Origin of the sequence: Streptomyces pseudovenezuelae (assembly GCF_001513955.1) — a bacterium.
GTDB lineage: Bacteria > Actinomycetota > Actinomycetes > Streptomycetales > Streptomycetaceae > Streptomyces > Streptomyces pseudovenezuelae.
Genome location: NZ_KQ948144.1, coordinates 404274 through 422508, shown reverse-complemented (window position 1 = coordinate 422508; position 18235 = coordinate 404274). Strand labels below are relative to the sequence as shown.

The window sequence follows — 18235 nt, the reverse complement described above, 5'->3', positions numbered from 1 at the left end:
CGATGGGCGTCACGGGACCCCCCGGGCCGGTGATGGACCGGGACGAGGTGGACCGTGCGCTGGCGCGGCTCGGCGCGGAGCACGAGGCGATCGAGACCTCCCTCCTCGCCCTCCAGGACCACGCGGGCCGCAGGCTGCTGGAAGGCGCCGAGCTCACCGGGGTGACCAAGGAGCGCTGGGAGTCCGCCGACGCGTCGATCACCCTGCTGTGGGCGTACTTCGACGCGTACGCGGACGCGCTGCGCTCGGCCCGCGAGATCCGCTCCCGCCGCCGCTGGTCCAGCCGCGAGGACCTGGTGGAGCTGACCGAGCTGCTGCGCGGCGAGTCGGTCACGGTCGCGGGCTCGGCGACCGCCACGGCCAACGCGCCCACCCTGCACGGCAATGCGGGCAAACTCAGCGAGCGGTTCTCGCTGGTGACGCTCGTGGAGCGGATGAACGAGCTGTACGCGACGAGCCTGGACATGGTCGTCGCCGCCGACGCGGTGTGGTCGGCGCTGCCCGCCCGGATAGACCTGCTGTCCGCCGAACTCCAGCGCACCCGCCGGCTCGCGCACTCCGTCGGCGTACGCCCCGGGGAGCACCCGTCGGGCGACGACCTGGAGCGCATCACCCGCACCCTCACCTCGCTGCGCGAGCAGGTGATCTCCGACCCGCTCGCCTTCTGGCAGCCCACGCCGGGCAGTTCGGCCCCCGGCGGCGGACGGCCGGACACCACGGCGTACGACCGTGAGGCGCGCGCCCTGGAGGACGTGCGCCGGGAGATCGACGCGGTGCTCACCGTCCGCCAGGACGCCGAGGCCCGGCTGGTCAAGCTGCGGGACGTGCTCTCCCGCGCGGACCGCACGCTCGCCGAGGCCCGCATCGCGCGCGGCGAGGTCCTCGCGAAGATCGCGGCCACGGAGGTGCCGGTCGTCAGCGGACCGCCGACCGCTCTCCAGGAGCAGCTGGCGACCGCCGCCGAGTACCGCAGACACGCCCAGTGGCACCGCCTGTCCCCGCTCCTGGAGTCCCTGGAGCAGAAGGCGGAGGACGAACTGCTGCGCGCCCGCGAGTCGCTGACCGCGGTCACCGCGCCGCTCGCCGTCCGCGCGGAGCTGCGCGGCCGGCTCGACGCGTACAAGGCGAAGGTCGCCCGGCACGGTCTGGCCGAGGACCCGTTCCTGATCGAGCGGTACGACGCGGCCCGGCGGATGCTGTGGAGCGCGCCCTGCGACCTGCGGGTCGCCGACCAGGCCGTGTTGCGCTATCAGCACGCGGTCGCCGAACTGCTGACCGCCCCGCGGGTGCCGCAGAGCGGGCCCGAGGACCGTAGGGGGGAGTCGTCGTCATGAGTCAGGAACAGCAGCCCTGTCAGCGGCCCGGCTGCGAGGGCAGGTACGAGGACATGGGCGGCGGCGAGCTGTACTGCGACACCTGCGGCCTGGCGCCGGTCGTCGCGGGGACCGGCCGCTCGGGGTCGGTGCCCGCCGGCACCGACGGCGGCGGGGACTCGCAGGGCAGCGCGAGTGCGCGCGCCACCGGCCGCGGTTCCTCACGGACGTCCTCGCACTCGTCGAAGTCGCGGCGCTCGGTGTCGGGCCGGCTCTCGCGTTCGGTCTCGGGCAAGTCCACGGGCCGTTCGGTGTCGGTGCGCGGCTCCGGCTCCTCCGCCGGTTCGACCGGGCGCGGCCGGATCGGCGCGGGGCTCGTCGAGGTGCCCGGGGTGCCGCGGCCCGACCCGCGCGAGATGGTCCTGGAGAACCCCGAGGTGCCCGAGCGCAAGCGGTTCTGCTCGCGCTCCGACTGCGGTGCCCCGGTGGGGCGTTCGCGCGGGGAGAAGTCCGGGCGCACCGAGGGTTTCTGCACCAAGTGCGGCCACCCGTACTCGTTCGTGCCGAAGCTGAAGTCCGGCGACATCGTGCACGGCCAGTACGAGGTCGCGGGCTGCCTCGCGCACGGCGGTCTCGGCTGGGTCTATCTCGCCGTGGACCGCGCGGTGTCCGACCGCTGGGTGGTCCTCAAGGGTCTCCTGGACACCGGCGACCAGGACGCGATGGCCGCCGCGATCTCCGAGCGGCGCTTCCTCGCGGAGATCGAGCACGCCAACATCGTGCGGATCTACAACTTCGTGGAGCACCTGGACCAGCGCACCGGTTCGCTCGACGGCTACATCGTCATGGAGTACGTCGGCGGCAAGTCGCTCAAGGAGATCGCCAACGGCCGCCGTTCGGCCGACGGCAAGCGGGACCCACTGCCGGTGGAGCAGGCGTGCGCCTACGGCATCGAGGCCTTGGAGGCGCTCGGCCATCTGCACAGCCGCAACCTCCTGTACTGCGACTTCAAGGTCGACAACGCCATCCAGACCGAGGACCAGCTCAAGCTGATCGACATGGGCGCGGTGCGCAGGATGGACGACGAGGAGTCGGCCATCTACGGCACGGTGGGCTACCAGGCGCCGGAGGTCGCGGACGTGGGCCCCTCGGTCGCCTCCGACCTGTACACGGTCGGCCGCACCCTGGCCGTGCTGACCTTCGACTTCCAGGGCTACACCAACGTCTTCGTCGACTCGCTGCCCGACCCGGACAACATCGAGGTCTTCCGCCGGTACGAGTCCTTCTACCGGCTGCTGGTCCGCGCGACCGACCCCGACCCGGCCCGCCGTTTCGCCTCCGCGCAGGAGATGTCGGAACAGCTGACGGGCGTCCTGCGCGAGGTCGTCTCCCTGCAGACGGGCCGCGCCAGACCCGCCCTGTCGACCCTCTTCGGCCCCGAAGTGCGGGTCACGGACGCGGAGTTGTTCCCGAAGCTGGACGGGGAGGTGTCACGGCTGGGGGGACGGGCGCTGCCCGCCCGGAAGTCTGCCGGCCAGGCGGGCGCCCCGGGTGCCGCCGAGCGGCCGGGCGCCGGAGCCCTCGGCACCCCCCGGTCCCTCGTCAAGCCGGCGAACGCTCCCGTCGCCGCCCTCGCGCTCCCCGTCCCCCACGTGGACCCCTCCGACCCCAACGCCGGTTTCCTCGCCGGGCTCATGGCCACCGCGCCCGCCGAGCTGCTCGGCGCCCTCGCGGCCGCGCCGGCGCCGTCGGCGGAGTCCCGGCTCCGGCAGATCCGCGCCTGGCTGGAGAACGGCGACGCGCACACCGCGGACGAGGCGCTGCGGCGCCTTGAGGAGGAGCGGCCCGACGACTGGCGGGTGGTCTGGTACCGGGGCGTGGCCGCGCTGGTGACCGGCGACCACGAGGCCGCCGCGCTCGCCTTCGACGCGATCTACGACGCCTTCCCCGGCGAACCCGCCCCCAAGCTCGCCCTCGGCCTGTGCGCGGAGGTGCTGGGCCAGCTCGACAACGCCGCCGAGTACTACGGGCTGGTGTGGTCGACCGACCCGAGCTATGTGAGCTCCGCGTTCGGCCTCGCGCGCGTGCAGCTGGCGACCGGGGACCGCCGTAGCGCGGTGCGGACCCTGGAGTCGGTGCCGGAGTCCTCCATCCACTACACCGGCGCCCGGGTGGCGGCCGTCCGCGCGCGGCTGCGTGGACGCACCGCGACCGCGGGCGACGTACCCTTCCTGGACGACCTGACCGCCGCCGCCGGGCAGGTCGAGGCGCTGGACGCGTACGGACTGGATCCGGCGCGTCGCGAGCAGTTGTCGGCCGAGGTGCTGGGCGCGGCCCTGGACTGGATACTCTCCGGTGGCCAGGACTCCGTCGCCCCCGCCCCCGGGGGACGGGCACTGCTCGGCAGCGGACTGGACGAGCGCGGACTGCGCTTCGGCCTGGAGCGTTCGTACCGCGCGCTGGCCCGGCTCGCGCAGGGCGGCGAGGAGAGGATCGACCTGGTGGAACGAGCCAACCGTTACCGCCCCCGGACGTGGGTGTAGTTGATGTCGCAGATGCCCCAGCAGACCGCCCTTTCGAGGTGTCCGAGCTGCGAGGAACCCGTCGAGTCGGGCGACCGTTTCTGCGGTGCGTGCGGATACGACCTGTCCGCCGTCCCGGCCCGGCCGGACGACAGTCCGACCGTCGCCGTGAACGGCGCGCCCCCGGGCGGTCCCTGGCCGACGGCCCCGCACCCCCCGGCGGAGCTCCATCTGCCGACCGACCTGCGGGCCTCCGCGTCGGGCGAGCACGAACTGCCGCCGGTGCCGCCCCAGTCGGGGCCGGTGCTCGGGTCGCCGGTCTCCCCCGCCTCCGGCGTGCGCTTCGACCGGCCGCCGGAGCCCGACGAGTACGTCCTTCAGGCGCCCGACCCGCGCGTGGCCGCGGGACCGGCCACCCCTGCCGAAGGGACCAAGGTGTGCGTGGCCTGTCGTGCCGGCCGGGTCGACGACGACGGCTACTGCGAGAACTGCGGGCACGCCCAGCCGCGTGAGCGCGACCACATGGAGCAGGAGATCGGCCCGATCGCCGCCGTCAGCGACCGCGGCCTGCGCCACCACCGCAACGAGGACGCCTTCACGCTGGGCACCAGCGTGCTGCCCGACGGCTCACCGGCCACCTTCGCGGTCGTCTGCGACGGTGTGTCCTCCGCGACCCGCCCCGACGACGCCTCCCTGGCCGCCTCCCGGGCCGCGGCCGACGCGCTGCTGGCCACGCTGCCGCAGGGCACCCACCCCCAGCAGGCCCTGCACGAGGCGATCGTCGCCGCCTCCCGCGCGGTCAACTCGCTCGCCGGGGAGCCCGCCACGGCCCGCGAGCACCAGCCGCACCAGAACGCCCCCGCGTGCACGATCGTCGGATCGGTCGTCACCCCGAGCCTGCTGGTCGTCGGCTGGGTCGGCGACAGCCGCGTCTACTGGGTGCCCACGGACCGCGGCGCACCCCCGGCCCGGCTCACCGAGGACGACTCCTGGGCCGCGCAGATGGTCGCCGCGGGCCTGATGAACGAGGCCGAGGCGTACGCCGACGAGCGCGCCCACGCGATCACCGGCTGGCTCGGCGCGGACGCCTACGAACTCGACCCGCACACCGCTTCCTTCAAGCCGGACCGGCCTGGTGTGGTGGTGGTGTGCACCGACGGCCTGTGGAACTACGCGGAGGCGGCCGAGGAGATGGCTCAGGCCGTGCCGGCCGACGCCGCCGCGCGCCCGCTGCACACCGCCCGGGTGCTGGTCGGTCACGCCCTGGACGGCGGGGGCCACGACAACGTAACAGTGGCCGTCGTGCCGTTCCCGATCCCTGCGCAGGGGGCAGGATCGGCCTGAGGCCGTACACGGGGAGGCCCGGCGGACCGGAGGGGACCGGTCCGCGATCAGTCATCGCCCCATGAACGTGGGGTTCGCGAGGGGGATTTGAGTAGGCATGGCCAATTTCTCGAAGTCGAACGTGCCGCAGTTCGCGATGGACGTCTACCAGAACGAGTACCTGCCCGAGGGCGGCCGCGAGGTCAACGCGATCGTCACGGTGACCTCGACCGGCGGCGGCACGATCGGAAGCGCGGTCGCCGCCCCGCACCTGTGGTCGGCCGGGCAGGGCCCCTCGGCCGCGGTCGCGCTCATGGTCGACTGCTCGGGCTCCATGGACTACCCGCCGACCAAGATGCGCAACGCCCGCGACGCCACGGCCGCCGCGATCGACACCCTGCGCGACGGTGTGCACTTCGCGGTGATCGGCGGCACCCATGTGGCCAAGGAGGTGTATCCGGGCGGCGGCGGCCTCGCGGTCGCCGACGCCACCACCCGTGACCAGGCCAAACAGGCCCTGCGCAAGCTCAGCGCGGGCGGCGGTACGGCCATCGGGACCTGGCTGCGCCTGGCCGACCGCCTGCTGTCCTCGGCGGACGTCGCCATCCGCCACGGCATCCTGCTCACCGACGGCCGCAACGAACACGAGTCACCGGAGGACCTCAAGGCCGCCCTCGACTCCTGCGCGGGGCGTTTCACCTGCGACGCCCGGGGCGTGGGCACCGACTGGGAAGTGAAAGAAGTCACAGGGATCGCCTCCGCGCTGCTCGGCACGGCCGACATCGTCGCCGACCCGGCCGCCCTCGCCGCCGACTTCACGCAGATGATGGAGGCGGCCATGGGCAAGGAGGTCGCGGACGTCGCCCTCAGGGTGTGGACCCCGGTCGGCACCACGATCAAGTTCGTCAAACAGGTCGCGCCCACCGTCGAGGAGCTCACCGACCGACGCACCGAGGCCGGTCCGCGGGCCGGCGACTACCCCACCGGCTCCTGGGGAGACGAGTCCCGTGACTACCACGTCTGCGTCGAGGTCCCGGCCGCGAACATCGGCCAGGAGATGCTCGCCGCCCGGGTCTCCCTGGTCGTCCCGCAGCCCGACGGCACCCCGCAGAACCTGGGCGCCCAGGGTCTCGTCCGGGCCGTGTGGACCGACGACATGGTCGCCTCGACGTCGATCAACCCCCAAGTCGCCCACTACACCGGCCAGGCCGAACTGGCACAGGCCATCCAACAAGGGCTCGATCTTCGCAAAGCGGGCGATATCGATGGAGCAACGGCCAAACTGGGCCGGGCCGTTCAGCTCGCGAACAACTCGGGGAACGCCGATACTGCGAAACTGCTTTCGAAGGTGGTCGACGTGGTCGACGCCACGACAGGTACTGTGCGACTGAAGGCGAAGGTCGAGGAGGCCGACGAGATGACTCTCGAGACCCGGTCGACAAAGACTGTTCGTGTAAAGAAGTGACGTAGAAGTTCCCTGATCCGAGAGGGGGAAGCGCCGACATGCCGACCTGCCCGAACGGACACCAGTCGGGTTCCGACGACTGGTGCGAGGTCTGCGGTCACCGCATGGCCGGTGCCGTACCTCCGCCCCCTCCGCCGCCCGGTCCGGGTGGCGGCTACGGCTTCCCGCCGCCCGGTGGTCCCGGGGGCCAGCCCGGTGGACGTCCCCATCTGTCCTCCGTACCGGACCCCGAGCCGGAGCTCTGCCCGCAGTGCCGTACGCCCCGTGAGGGCGGTGCGCCCTTCTGCGAGGAGTGCCGGTGGAACTTCCTGACGAACACGGCGACCTCGTACACCCCGGCCGCCCCGCGCCCGCCGGCCGGCTCCGGCGGTCCGCCCTCGCACTTCCAGCAGCAGGCCGGGCCCGGTCCGTCCTTCGGCGGCGGCGGTGACTCGTACGAATACCAGGGCTCGCGCCCGTCACAGGTGAACCGCCCCGCGGAACCGATCCCCTTCGGCTCGGAGCCGTCGGGCCGCTCGGGTCCGGGTGGTCCCGGCGGTGGTCCGGGTGGGCAGGGTGGCCCCGGCGGTCCTGGCGGTCCCGGCGGTTCGCAGGGCTTCCCCGGTGACCCGTCCCGTCCCGGCGGCCCCGGTGGTCCCGGCGGTCCTGGTCCCTCCGGTTTCCCGGGCGGCCCCGGAGCACCTGGCGGCCCCGGCCCCTCCGGTTACCCCGGCGGTCCCGGTCCTTCCGGCCCGGGTGGTCCCGGTGGCCAGCAGGGCTTCCCGGGTGACCCCGGGCGTCCTGGCGCACCCAACCCCTCCGGTTATCCCGGCGGCCCCGGTGCACCCGGCGGCCCCGGCCCCTCCGGTTACCCCGGCCAGTCCGGCCCGGGTGGCCCCGGCGGCCCCGGCGGCCCCGGCGGTTACGGCTACCCCCAGCCGGGCTCGCCACAAGCCCCTTCCGGTCCCGGCGGCCCCGGTGGCCCCCAGGGCTTCGGCGGACCCCCCACCCAGCCCGGCCCCGGCGGCTCAGGGGGCCCGCAGGGCTTCCCCGGTGACCCGTCCCGCCCCGGCGGCCCCGGCGGCCCCGGTGCTCCCGGCGGTCCGCCGAACTTCGGTGCGGACCCCTCCCACCCGGTCCCGCCGCCCCCCGGCCCCGGAGCCACGAGCGGTGCCCCGCAGGGCTTCCAGGCGCAGGGCGCGTCGGCCCCGCCCGCCTTCCCGCAGGAGACCAACCGGCCCCAGCCGGGTGGCGGGCCCTTCGGCGGCGGTGGCGCCGACGACTGGGTCATCTCCCCGCCGTCCTCCACCGCCCCCGGTGGTCCCGGTGGTCCCGGGAACAACCCCGGCCCCGGCGGTTACGGCTACCCGCAGCCCGGCTCCACCCAGGCCCCGCCCGCGCCCCCCGGCCCGTCCTTCCCGCAGCAGCCGGCGACCTGGACGGCGACCATCGGCCCGGACCGCGACTATTTCATGGCGATGATGCAGCGCTCCGGCCCCGAGGCCGCGGGCCTGAACCTGCCCGCGTACTCCCCCGAGCAGCAGCGCGCGCTCACCGGCAACCAGGTCACCATCGGCCGCCGCCGGCACTCCACCGGCGACACCCCCGACGTCGACCTGTCGGTGCCGCCGGAGGACCCGGGCGTCTCGCACCAGCACGCGGTGCTGGTCCAGCAGCCGGACGGCTCCTGGGCGGTCGTCGACCAGAACTCGACGAACGGCACCACGGTCAACGGCGCCGAGGAGCCCATCACGCCGTTCGTGCCGGTGCCTCTCCAGGACGGCGACCGGGTGCACGTCGGCGCCTGGACGACGATCACGATCCGCCGCGGCTGACGAACGGCCACGTCACCGGAGGGGCCAGGCATACGGTCCCTCCGGGTCGTCCAGCCACGCCCACTCCCGGTCCGCGCCGACCGTGATGCCGTAGCGCTCCCGACTCGGCTGCCCCTCGCGCTCCCACAGCGCGTACGCCTCCTGCGGTTCGAGGCTGCCGCGGCTCAGGACCAGCAGGAACCGGAACAGCTCGCTCTCCCGGGCCCGGCGCGGGAGTCCCTCCAGGTCCGCGGACTCCTCGTCCGGCCGGCCGGCGCCGCGCAGCGGCACGAAGTAGGCGGGCGTGTGCAGGAACCGCCCCTCGGCGTGGCCGGCGTCCCGCACGGTCAGGACGATCAGGCCGGTGGCGAGCGGGCTCAGGATGCGCGCGCCGGGGCGGCACTGGGCGAGCCAGGCCGTCGGGACCGAGGCCAGCGTGCAGGTGGCGATGATCCGGTCGAAGGGGGCGCGTTCGGGCACCCCGCGCGCGCCGTCGCCGGTGACGACGACGGGGTGGTACCCGGCGGCGGCCAGATGCCTGCGCGCCGCCTCGGTGATCTCCGGCTCCAGATCGACCGTGGTGACTCGGTCGTCGCCGAGCCGGTGCGCGAGCAGGGCCGCGTTGTAGCCGGTGCCCGCCCCGATCTCCAGGACCCGGTCGCCGTCCCGTACCCGCAGCTCGGCCAGCATCATCGCCATCAGCGAGGGCTGGCTGCTGGAGGAGAGGAGTTCGCCGTCGCGCAGCCGGGTGGCCAGCGGGGCGTCGGCGTAGGCCCCGCGGACCCACTTCTCCCGGGTGCGCGGGTCCCGGCTCTCGCCCCAGCGCCGCTCGTAGGCCCCCATGACGCCGACGTAGTAGTAGGGCACGAACAGATGCCGGGGCACCGCCTCGAAGGCCGCCCGCCATCCCGGGTCGGCGGCCCACGCCCCGCTCGCGTCGATCTCCCGCACCAGCGCGGTCCGCGCGGCGGCGGCGAGTTCGGCGAGATCCCTGTGGAGAGCGTGCGCGCCCATACCTCCACTCTGCACCCTGCGTACGGGAGGTCCTAAGCCTTGAGTCCTCCTCCACCCCGTCTGAGACCATGGTTGACGTGAAAGAGATCCGGCGCGGCACGCTTCAGACGCAGACCTTCTACGAGCAGGTCGGCGGGGAGGAGACCTTCCGCCGCCTCGTCCACCGTTTCTACGAGGGGGTGGCGGAGGACCCGGTCCTGCGGCCCATGTATCCCGAGGAGGACCTCGGTCCGGCCGAGGAGCGCCTCACGCTGTTCCTGATGCAGTACTGGGGCGGCCCCACCACGTACAGCGACAACCGCGGCCACCCCCGGCTGCGCATGCGTCACGCCCCCTTCGTCGTCAACCGCGAGGCGCACGACGCGTGGCTGCGGCACATGCGCGACGCCGTCGACGAACTCGGTCTGTCCGAGGAGCACGAGACCCAGCTGTGGAACTACCTGACGTACGCGGCAGCTTCGATGGTGAACACCGCCGACTGATCACCACTCAGTGACCGTTGTTCACTGATTGCCGGATTCCGGTCACGCGGGACCGGATTGCGGTCACAATCCGGTCAAGCCCGGGCTACAAGCGCTTACTCGTGGCCGTGCCCTCTGACATCCTCGCCGGAGATCTGCCACGACACGGCGGGGGGCCGGGTGACGGGGTTCGGGGGAATCGCACGTCTCGGGTTCCTGCGTGCGCGGGCGCACCGGCTGCTGCTCGCCGCCGCGTTGCTCACGGTCCTGCTCACCACGGCGGTCCTCGCGACCCTCACCGCCTACTCCGGCGCGATCGGTGACGCGGCCCTGCGCCACTCCCTGGACGATCCGCACAACGCCGCCGACACCGCGCTGTTCGTCAAGGCCGACGTACCCGCGGACCGCCGTACGGCCGCCGACGCCACCGTACGCAAGGTGGCGCGGCAGACCTTCGACGGGCTGCCGGTGACCGTGCGGACCTTCCTGCGGTCGGGCCCGTACGCGCTGCCGCGGTCTCTGCAGCCCGAGTCGGCGCGGTCCGGGGATCCGGATCTGACCCACTTCGCGGCGCTGGACCGCAGCCGGCTGCGGCTGGTCGAGGGGCGGGCGCCCCGGCCGGCCGAGGGGCTGGTCGAGGTGGCGCTCCCGCAGGCCGCCGCCCGCGTCCTGCGTCTGGGCCCGGGGGCCCGTTTCACCCTCACCGACCGGCTGCGCGGCCCCGCCGTGCGCGTCACGGTGACCGGCCTGTACCGGCCCGTCCGCACGGACGACTCGTACTGGCTCCTCGACGACCTGCACGGGCGGGGCATCAACAAGCTCGACTTCACGACCTACGGCCCGCTGCTCGCCGATCCCGCGGTCCTGACCGACGGGACGGTGAGCGTGGGGACGTCGGGGTGGGTGGCGTCGGCCGACTTCGCGACGGTGACGACCGCGCGCTCGGACACGCTGCGCAAGTCGGCCGAGGCGGGGAACGCGGTGCTGCGCAAGGAGGCCGCTTTCGGCGGCGCCACGACCGCCTCGACCGCACTGCCCGAGGTCCTCGACCGCACCGACCGCTCCCTGCTCGTCTCCCGCTCGACCCTGCTGATCGTCGCCCTGCAACTGGTGCTCCTCGCGGGCTGCACCCTGTTGCTGGTGGCGGGGCTGCTGAGCAGTGAGCGCACGGGCGAGAGCCGGCTGCTGCTGGCGCGCGGCGCCTCCCGTGCCCGGATCGCGGGCCTCGCCGCGCTGGAGGGGACGCTGCTCGCGGTGCCCGCGCTGCTGTGCGCGCCGCTGCTGGCGGGCCCGCTGACCCGGCTGCTGGCCGGTCGGGGTCCCCTGGCCCGGATCGGGCTGCACCTTCAGGTGCCGTCGGCCGGGCGGCCCGAGGTGTGGCTGGTGGCGGGGTCGGTGGCGTTCGGGTGTGCGCTGGCGGTGACCCTGCCCGCGCTGACCTCCTCGTTCGCGCGCGGCCGGGCCCGGGCGCTGCCCGGTGCGGTGCGCTCGGGGGCGGATCTCGGGCTGCTGGCCGTGGCCGGGGTGGCGTACTTCCAGCTCAGCCGGCAGACCTCAGGGGCCGTGTCCGACGACGTCTCCGGCACGCTGGGCGTGGATCCGCTGCTGGTGGCGGCGCCCGCGCTCGCGCTGCTGGCCGGGACCGTCCTGACGCTGCGGCTGCTGCCCCCGCTGGCCCGGCTCGCCGAACGACGGGCGACCGGCGGGCGCGGGCTGACCGCGGCCCTGGCGGGCTGGCAGATCGCCCGTCGCCCGATGCGCGGGGCGGCCCCGGTGCTGCTGCTGGTCCTCGCGATGGCGCTGGGCATGCTGGCGATCGGGCAGGGCGCCTCCTGGAGCCGTTCGCAGTCCGACCAGGCGGACTTCCGGGCCGGGGCACCGGTGCGGGTGCTGACCCCCGGGGAGCCGGGTCCCGGCCGCACCGAGCAGTACGCGGCCGTCGCGGGCGTACGGCAGATCGCTCCCGCCACCCGGTCCGAACTGCCGCTGTCCGGCGGCCGGTCGGCGACGGTGCTGGCGCTGGACACCACACGCGCCTCCATGCTGATCCGCCCCGACCTGCACTCCGGACCGTTCCTCCAGGGCCTCGCCCCGGTGGGTGGGATCGCGGGGGTGAAGGTCCCCACCGGCACGGCCGGGCTGCGGCTGACGGCGACCCTGCGCAGTGGGAACCGGAGCACGACGGGCGTCGCCGTCACTGTGGTGGACGGCTACGGCACCCCCTTCCGGGTCCCGGCCGGTCAACTCCCCGGCGACGGCCGGGCCCACACCCTGGACGTCCACCTGTCCGGGGGCCCGCTGATCCTCACCGCCCTGGAACTGGCCGTCCCCGTCCCGGCCGACACGTCCGACCGACAGCGCTTCACGGTGAGCGAGCTGGCGGCCACGGGCACCGACGGGGCGGTACGACAGCTGCCGTTGCCGACCGACTGGACGGCCAAGTCGCTGAGCGACGGGGCGAGTTCGGCTTCGGATCCCGAGGCCGGGCCCAGCGCACCGCGTCTGAGTCCCGAACCCGGGCTGCTGCGCGTGGACTACCGCACCGGGACCGCCCGGTGGGACGACACCTCCGGCTCGGGGACGCTGACAGTCCGGTTGGAGGCCCCGCAGCCGGTGCCCGCCCGGATCACGGCTGTCGCCACCGAGCGCTTCCTCACCTCGGCGGGAGCGGCCGTCGGGGACAGTCTGGACGTGCCCCTGGACGGCGAGACGGTCTCGGTGCGGATCGTGCGCTCCATACGGGAGTTGCCCACCGCCTCGGACAGCGGAGGGGCCCTGCTGCTCGATCTGCGGACCGTGAACCGGAGGCTGCAGGCGCAGAGCGGCCGCGGTGTGGAGCCGACCGAATGGTGGCTGTCGACGGACCCGGGCGCGTCGGACAAGGTCGCGGCGGCGCTGCGGGCCCGGCCCGACATGGACCCCGCGCAGGTCGTGGTGCGGGACGAACTCGCCGGGCAGCTGCGCGACGATCCGTTCGGAGCGGGCCCCGAGGCCGCGTTCGCCGCGGCGGCCGGAGTGGCGGCGGCGCTGGCCGCGGTCGGCTTCGCGGTCAGTGCGGCGGGGTCGCTGCGGGAGCGCGGCGCGGAGTTCGCCGTACTGCGCGCCCTGGGGGCCCCGAGGCGGCGGCTGGCCCGCGCGGTCGCCGTGGAACAGGGCGTCCTGGTGGTGCTCGCGCTGCTGGTGGGCGCGCTGCTGGGCACGGCGTTGACCCGGGCGGTGGTCCCGCTGATCGTGCTGACCGGCGCGGCGGCCAGACCGGTCCCGTCGGTCCTGGTCCGGCTCCCGCTCCCCCAGGCGGCCGCGCTGCTGGCGGCGGTGGCCCTCGTCCCGCTCCTGGTCACCGCGGCGCTGGCGCTGCGGCGGGCGGATCCGGCGCGGGCGCTGCGTGAGGGAGGTGAGTGAGGTGAGGTTCTTCGGGACCGCCGAGCCGGGAGTCCCCGGCACGACCGCGCCCTGGGTGCGCACCCGGCTGCGCACCGCGCCCGGGACCGCGTTCTGGCTCGCGCTGCTGGTCGCGCTGACAGCCTGCCTCGCGGCCGCGTTCCCGCGGGCGGTCGACCGCTACGAGGACGCCGGACTGCGCCGCGCCGCCGAGCAGGCCCGTCCCGACCGGACCAGCGTCGAGGTGTTCGCCCCGCCGCCGTCCCCGATGCTGACACCGCACGAGCAGGAGGACGTCCTGCGCCCCGCCCTGCTGGCCGGGCAGTACGCCCAGGTCCGCGCCGAGGTCCCGCGCGCGCTCGTCCTCGACCCGGACCAGTCGACGTACGGCGTGCGCACCACCCTGGACCTCGCGGTACCCGACCCGTGGCTGCCCAGGCCGACCGGCAAGCCCACGGAGGTGACCCTGGTCGCCCAGGCGGGCCTCGGCGCCCATGCCACGGTCGCCCGGGGGCGCCTGCCGCGCGCGGCGCGGAACGTGACGGCCGCCGCACCGGAGCTGGAGGCCGCGGTCACCGCCGAGACCGCCAAGTCGCTCCACATCAAGGTCGGTTCGGTGCTCCACGTTCCCGCCAGGGCGGGCGCCCTCCCGGTCCGTGTCACGGGCATCGTGACCCCGCACGACCCCCACGGCGCCTACTGGTCCACCCGGTCCATCCTGCGCACCCCGGCCCTGATCCGCGAGCCCGCGCCGTCCGTGGACATGCACTGGCTCGGCGCCCTGCTCATCGCCCCCGAGGGGGCCCCGGCCCTGCTGGCCACCCCGGGACGCCCGGAACGCTACTGGCAGTTGGCGCCCGCCGAAGAGTCCCTCCGGGCCCGCGACACCCCCGCCCTGCAGTCCGCGCTCGCCTCCCTGGAGGCGGGTCCCGCCCTGCGGAAGGTGCGCCTGAGGATCGACGGTCCGGTGACCGAGCTGACGGAGATCACCGGCCAGACCGACATCCTCACCGACCTCGACGAGGTCCTCCTCACCTACCGCCGGGTCCGTGCGTCGGTCGCCCCGCTCGTCGCGGTCGGCGCGGTCGGCACCGGCGCGGTCGCCGCCGTCGTGCTCCTGATGGCGGGCGGCCTCACCGCCGACCGCCGCCGCGGCGAACTCGCCCTGCTGCGCGCCCGGGGCGCCTCCCTGCGCGGTCTGACGGGCCGCCTGTTCGCCGAGACGGCGGTCGTCGCCGTCCCGGCGGGCGCCCTGGGTCTGGCCGCCGCGCTGGTCGCGGTCCCCGAGGGCCGCTTCCGGTACGCGCTCGCGGCCGCCGCGGCGGTCACCGCCGTCACCTGCGCGGCCCTCCCCCTGCGCGCGGCGGCCGCCCACCGCGTGGTCCGCGTCCACACCGGCCGCGAGGACGTCTCGGCCGTACGACCGTCCCGGCGCCGCACGGTCGCCGAACTGACCCTGCTGGTCCTGGCGGCCGCGGCGGTGGAGTCGCTGCGGCGCCGCGGCACCTCGGGCGCCTCCGACGACCTCGTCTCCCTGGCACCCGTGCTGGTGGGCGTGATCGCCGCCCTGGTGCTGGTCCGCCTGTACCCGCTGCCGCTGCGGGGCCTGGCCCGCCCGGCCGCCCGCCTGCGCGGAGCCCTCGCCCATCTGTCCCTGGCCCGGGCGGGCCGCACCTCGGCCTCCGCCGTCCTGCCCCTGCTCGCCCTGCTGACCGCCCTGACCACCGCGGCCTTCGGCGGCTCGGTCCTCGCGGGCGTACGGGAGGCCCGCGACCACGCGTCCCTCCTCGCGGTCGGCGCCGACGCGCGCGTGGACACGGCGACACCGCTCCCGTCGGGGCTGCCGGACCGGCTGCGCCGGTCGCCCGGGGTGAGCGGCCTGTCCGCGGTGAGCGTCACCGACAACGCGATGCCGTTGAACGGAGCCGCGTCGCTGCCCCTGGTCGGCGTGCACCCCGCGGACTACGCGGCCCTGTCGTCCCGGACGGACATCGGCGCCTTCGCGGCGGCCAGGCTGCGGGCGGGGAGCAGCGCGGGCACGACCCCGGCCCTGGCCTCCACGGCCACCGCCCGGACCTACGGCACCCGCCCCTTCCGGGTCCTCCTGCCGGACGGCAGCTCGCTCACCGTCCGCATCACCACGGTGGTGGAGCGCACGCCGGCGGTGCTCGGCTCGGACTTCCTGGTCGTGGACCGCGAGGCGCTGAGCCCGGCGCAGGCGCGGCCGACGACCCTCCTGCTGACGGGGCAGGGCCTGGACGGGTCCGCTCTGCGGAAGGCGGCCCCCAAGGCGGCGTCCGTGCATCTGCGGTCCGAGGAACGGGCACGCTACGTCGGCTCCCCCCTGCAGACCGGCGCGGAAGGCGTCTACGCGACGGCGGTGGCGGCCGGCACCGGATACGCGGTTCTGGCTCTTCTGCTGTCCCTCCTGCGCGCGGCTCCCGAACGCGCGGCCCTGCTGGCGCGCCTGCGCACGATGGGCCTGACCCGGGCGGCGGGCCGCCGCCTGCTGATCCTGGAGTCCCTGCCGCAGGCGATCCTGGCCGCCCTGGGCGGCACCCTCACGGGCTGGGCCACCATCCGCCTGCTGTCCCCGGGCATCGACCTGACAGCCATCGCCGTCCCCACGGGCGAAACCGCCTCGGCCGGGGCGCAGTTGCGCACGGACGCCCTGTCGCTGGCGATACCGGCGGCGGCCGTGCTGCTGCTGGCGGTGGCGATGGGGATCGGGCAGGCGTGGTGGTCGGGCAGACGGGGCTCGGTGCGGGAGTTGAGAGCGGGGGACGCGAGATGAGCGGCTTCGTCGCCCCCGGCCGCGGTCGGTGGAACCCCGGCGGCGCCTCCCCGCCGGCGCGGAGCGGCACCCGACCCACGGCACAGCGAGGCACATCGACAGGCGCCCCCACAGGAGACGGCCAGTGACCACGAACCCCACCCTCACCGACCTCGCCCGCAAGGCGACCGCGGCCCGCTCCCACCCCGCCTACGGCCACGACGCCCTGATCACCTGCGACCGGCTCGTCCGTGTCTTCACCACGGACGGTGTGGAGGTGCAGGCCCTCCAGGGTCTCGACCTGCTCGTCCGGGAGGGCGAACTCCTCGCCCTCGTGGGCGCGTCCGGCAGCGGCAAGTCCACCCTCATGAACATCCTCGCCGGGCTGGACACCCCCACCGCCGGGGCCGCGAGGGTCGCGGGCCACGACCTCCTCACCATGACCGCGAAGGACCGCCTGGCCTACCGGCGCAGGACGGTCGGCTTCGTCTGGCAGCAGACCTCCCGCAACCTGCTGCCCTACCTCACCGCGGCCCAGAACATCACCCTCCCCATCCAGCTCTCCGGCTCCCGGACACCCCGTCGCGCCCACACCGAACGCGCCCTGGAACTCCTGGAGTTGCTGGAGGTGGCCGACTGCCGCAACCGCCGTCCGCATCAGATGTCGGGCGGCCAGCAGCAACGTGTGGCGATAGCGGTGGCGCTGGCCAACAACCCGGCGGTCCTGCTGGCCGACGAACCGACCGGCGAGCTCGACTCCCACACCGCGGAGCAGATCTTCGCCGCGTTCCGCACCGCCAACGAACGGCTCGGCACGACGATCGTCATCGTCACCCACGACCAGGCGGTGGCGGGAGAGGTCCGCCGTACGGTGGCCATCAGGGACGGCCGTACCTCCACGGAGGTCCTGCGCCGCAGCGAGGTGGACGCGACGACGGGCCACGAGACCCTGGTGGCGCGGGAGTACGCGATGCTCGACCGGGCCGGCCGGCTCCAGCTCCCGAAGGAGTACACCGAGGCGCTGGGCATGCGTGACAGGGTCGCGCTGGAACTGGAGCCCGACCACATCGGCGTCTGGCCGGACGACAGCGAGCAGGACTGACGGCCGCTCAGCGCACGCTGACGCCGAGCATCCCGAGTCCCCCTTGCCGTACGGCGATCGAGCCGTACGGGGTGCGCAGCCGCAGCCACGCCCCCGACGCGACGAGCGCCACCTCCCCGCCGGGCCGCAGGAACCCGAGCGACTGGGCGGCGTGCACGGCCCGCACGGGCAGCCGGGTGTCCCCCACGGTCCGGGACCAGATCTCCCGCCCGATCCGGTCGAGTTCGGCCCGCGTACGCGCCTCGGGCGCCAACTCCTCGGTACGGGACCGGAATTCGGTGACCCCTGAGTGGACGAGCGCCCGCAGCGCCTGAGGCTCCGGCAGCCCGGGCACCGCCTGCCATCCGCCGCGCGGCGGCAGCACTCCGGCCCACGGCGGACCGGTCACCGCCGTCGGCACGACGGCCGTGACCGCGCCCTCGTCGACGGACTCCAGGAGCTCACCCGCGGACACGGTCACGTCGAGCGTGACGTCGAGCCCGTTCTCGTACGGCTTGGCGAGGCGTACCGCGCGGATCGCCAGCACTTCGAAGGAGGGCGGGCGCCCGAAGACGGCGAGCGCGGTTCCGGTGCCCTGGAGGCGTACCGCGGCCGAGCGGTCGTAGCGGAGCAGCCGGGAGAGGAAGGCGGCGAGATCCGCGGCCTCCCCCTCGTCGGCCAGGTGGAGCACCGTCATGCGGCGACGGCCTCGTCCTCGTCGTCGCGGAACCCCTCCAGGAACTCCCGTTCCTCTTCGGTGATCCGGCGCGGCCGCTGTGCCTCGAAGTCGAACGGCACGACCACCGTCGAGGCCCTTACGTAGACCAGGTCGTCGTCCTTCACCTCGTAGCTGATGGTGAAGGACGCCGCTCTGATCTGCGAGACCCACAGCTCGATGTCGACCGGGTGGTGCCGGTGGACGAGCTGCCGCTTGTAGTCGATCTCATGGCGTGCCACCACGGACCCCTGCTTGAAGTCCTTCTCCGGCCGGAAGAGGAAGTCGATCCGGGCTTCCTCCAGATAGCGGATGAAGACGGCGTTGTTGACATGTCCGTAGGCGTCCATGTCGGACCAGCGCAGCGGGCAGCGGTAGAGGTGACGCAAGATCG

At 74.5% G+C, this 18235-nt stretch carries 12 protein-coding genes; 9 read left to right on the top strand and 3 right to left on the bottom strand.

The window, feature by feature from the left end; genetic code table 11:
• Window positions 1–2: 2 nt before the first annotated feature.
• From AQI94_RS01800 to AQI94_RS42315, 5 genes are all read left to right on the top strand, one after another.
• The gene (locus AQI94_RS01800) at window positions 3–1334 is read left to right on the top strand and encodes a coiled-coil domain-containing protein (RefSeq protein WP_031052056.1); all 1332 of its coding nucleotides are present in this window, start codon (window positions 3–5) and stop codon (window positions 1332–1334) included.
• Window positions 1331–3856, top strand: a complete 2526-nt coding sequence (locus AQI94_RS01795) for a serine/threonine-protein kinase (protein WP_062229548.1) — start codon at window positions 1331–1333, stop codon at window positions 3854–3856. The genes AQI94_RS01800 and AQI94_RS01795 overlap by 4 nt, the downstream gene beginning before the upstream one ends.
• Entirely contained in the window at window positions 3857–5179 is a 1323-nt protein-coding gene (locus AQI94_RS01790) for a PP2C family serine/threonine-protein phosphatase (protein WP_031052588.1), read from the top strand.
• 97 nt (window positions 5180–5276) lie between these two features.
• Window positions 5277–6623, top strand: a complete 1347-nt coding sequence (locus AQI94_RS01785) for a vWA domain-containing protein (RefSeq protein ID WP_031052586.1) — start codon at window positions 5277–5279, stop codon at window positions 6621–6623.
• 38 nt (window positions 6624–6661) lie between these two features.
• Window positions 6662–8437, top strand: coding sequence for an FHA domain-containing protein (locus AQI94_RS42315; protein ID WP_063801610.1), 1776 nt, complete (start codon window positions 6662–6664; stop codon window positions 8435–8437).
• 12 nt (window positions 8438–8449) lie between these two features.
• On the opposite strand, the gene AQI94_RS01775 is transcribed toward AQI94_RS42315, so the two are convergent.
• Complete coding sequence (locus tag AQI94_RS01775; protein ID WP_031052896.1) at window positions 8450–9430, bottom strand: methyltransferase domain-containing protein; 981 nt, start codon at window positions 9428–9430, stop codon at window positions 8450–8452.
• 68 nt (window positions 9431–9498) lie between these two features.
• Here AQI94_RS01775 and AQI94_RS01770 point away from each other — a divergent pair, with 68 nt between their 5' ends.
• From AQI94_RS01770 to AQI94_RS01755, 4 genes are all read left to right on the top strand, one after another.
• Window positions 9499–9912, top strand: coding sequence for a globin (locus tag AQI94_RS01770; protein WP_031052899.1), 414 nt, complete (start codon window positions 9499–9501; stop codon window positions 9910–9912).
• A gap of 159 nt (window positions 9913–10071) precedes the next feature.
• Window positions 10072–13293, top strand: coding sequence for an FtsX-like permease family protein (locus AQI94_RS01765; protein WP_079062526.1), 3222 nt, complete (start codon window positions 10072–10074; stop codon window positions 13291–13293).
• On the top strand, window positions 13286–16066 hold the full coding sequence (locus tag AQI94_RS01760; protein WP_062229546.1) for a thioesterase domain-containing protein: 2781 nt from the start codon (window positions 13286–13288) through the stop codon (window positions 16064–16066). The genes AQI94_RS01765 and AQI94_RS01760 overlap by 8 nt, the downstream gene beginning before the upstream one ends.
• A gap of 124 nt (window positions 16067–16190) precedes the next feature.
• On the top strand, window positions 16191–17147 hold the full coding sequence (locus AQI94_RS01755; RefSeq protein WP_031049823.1) for an ABC transporter ATP-binding protein: 957 nt from the start codon (window positions 16191–16193) through the stop codon (window positions 17145–17147).
• A gap of 7 nt (window positions 17148–17154) precedes the next feature.
• Here the strand turns inward: AQI94_RS01755 and AQI94_RS01750 are convergent, their stop codons facing one another.
• Together AQI94_RS01750 and AQI94_RS01745 are read right to left on the bottom strand one after the other, a co-directional pair.
• Window positions 17155–17823, bottom strand: a complete 669-nt coding sequence (locus AQI94_RS01750; RefSeq protein ID WP_031049832.1) for a hypothetical protein — start codon at window positions 17821–17823, stop codon at window positions 17155–17157.
• Window positions 17820–18230, bottom strand: a complete 411-nt coding sequence (locus tag AQI94_RS01745; protein ID WP_031049835.1) for an acyl-CoA thioesterase — start codon at window positions 18228–18230, stop codon at window positions 17820–17822. Before AQI94_RS01745 ends, AQI94_RS01750 begins: the two co-directional genes overlap by 4 nt.
• Between the last annotated feature and the right edge of the window lie 5 nt (window positions 18231–18235).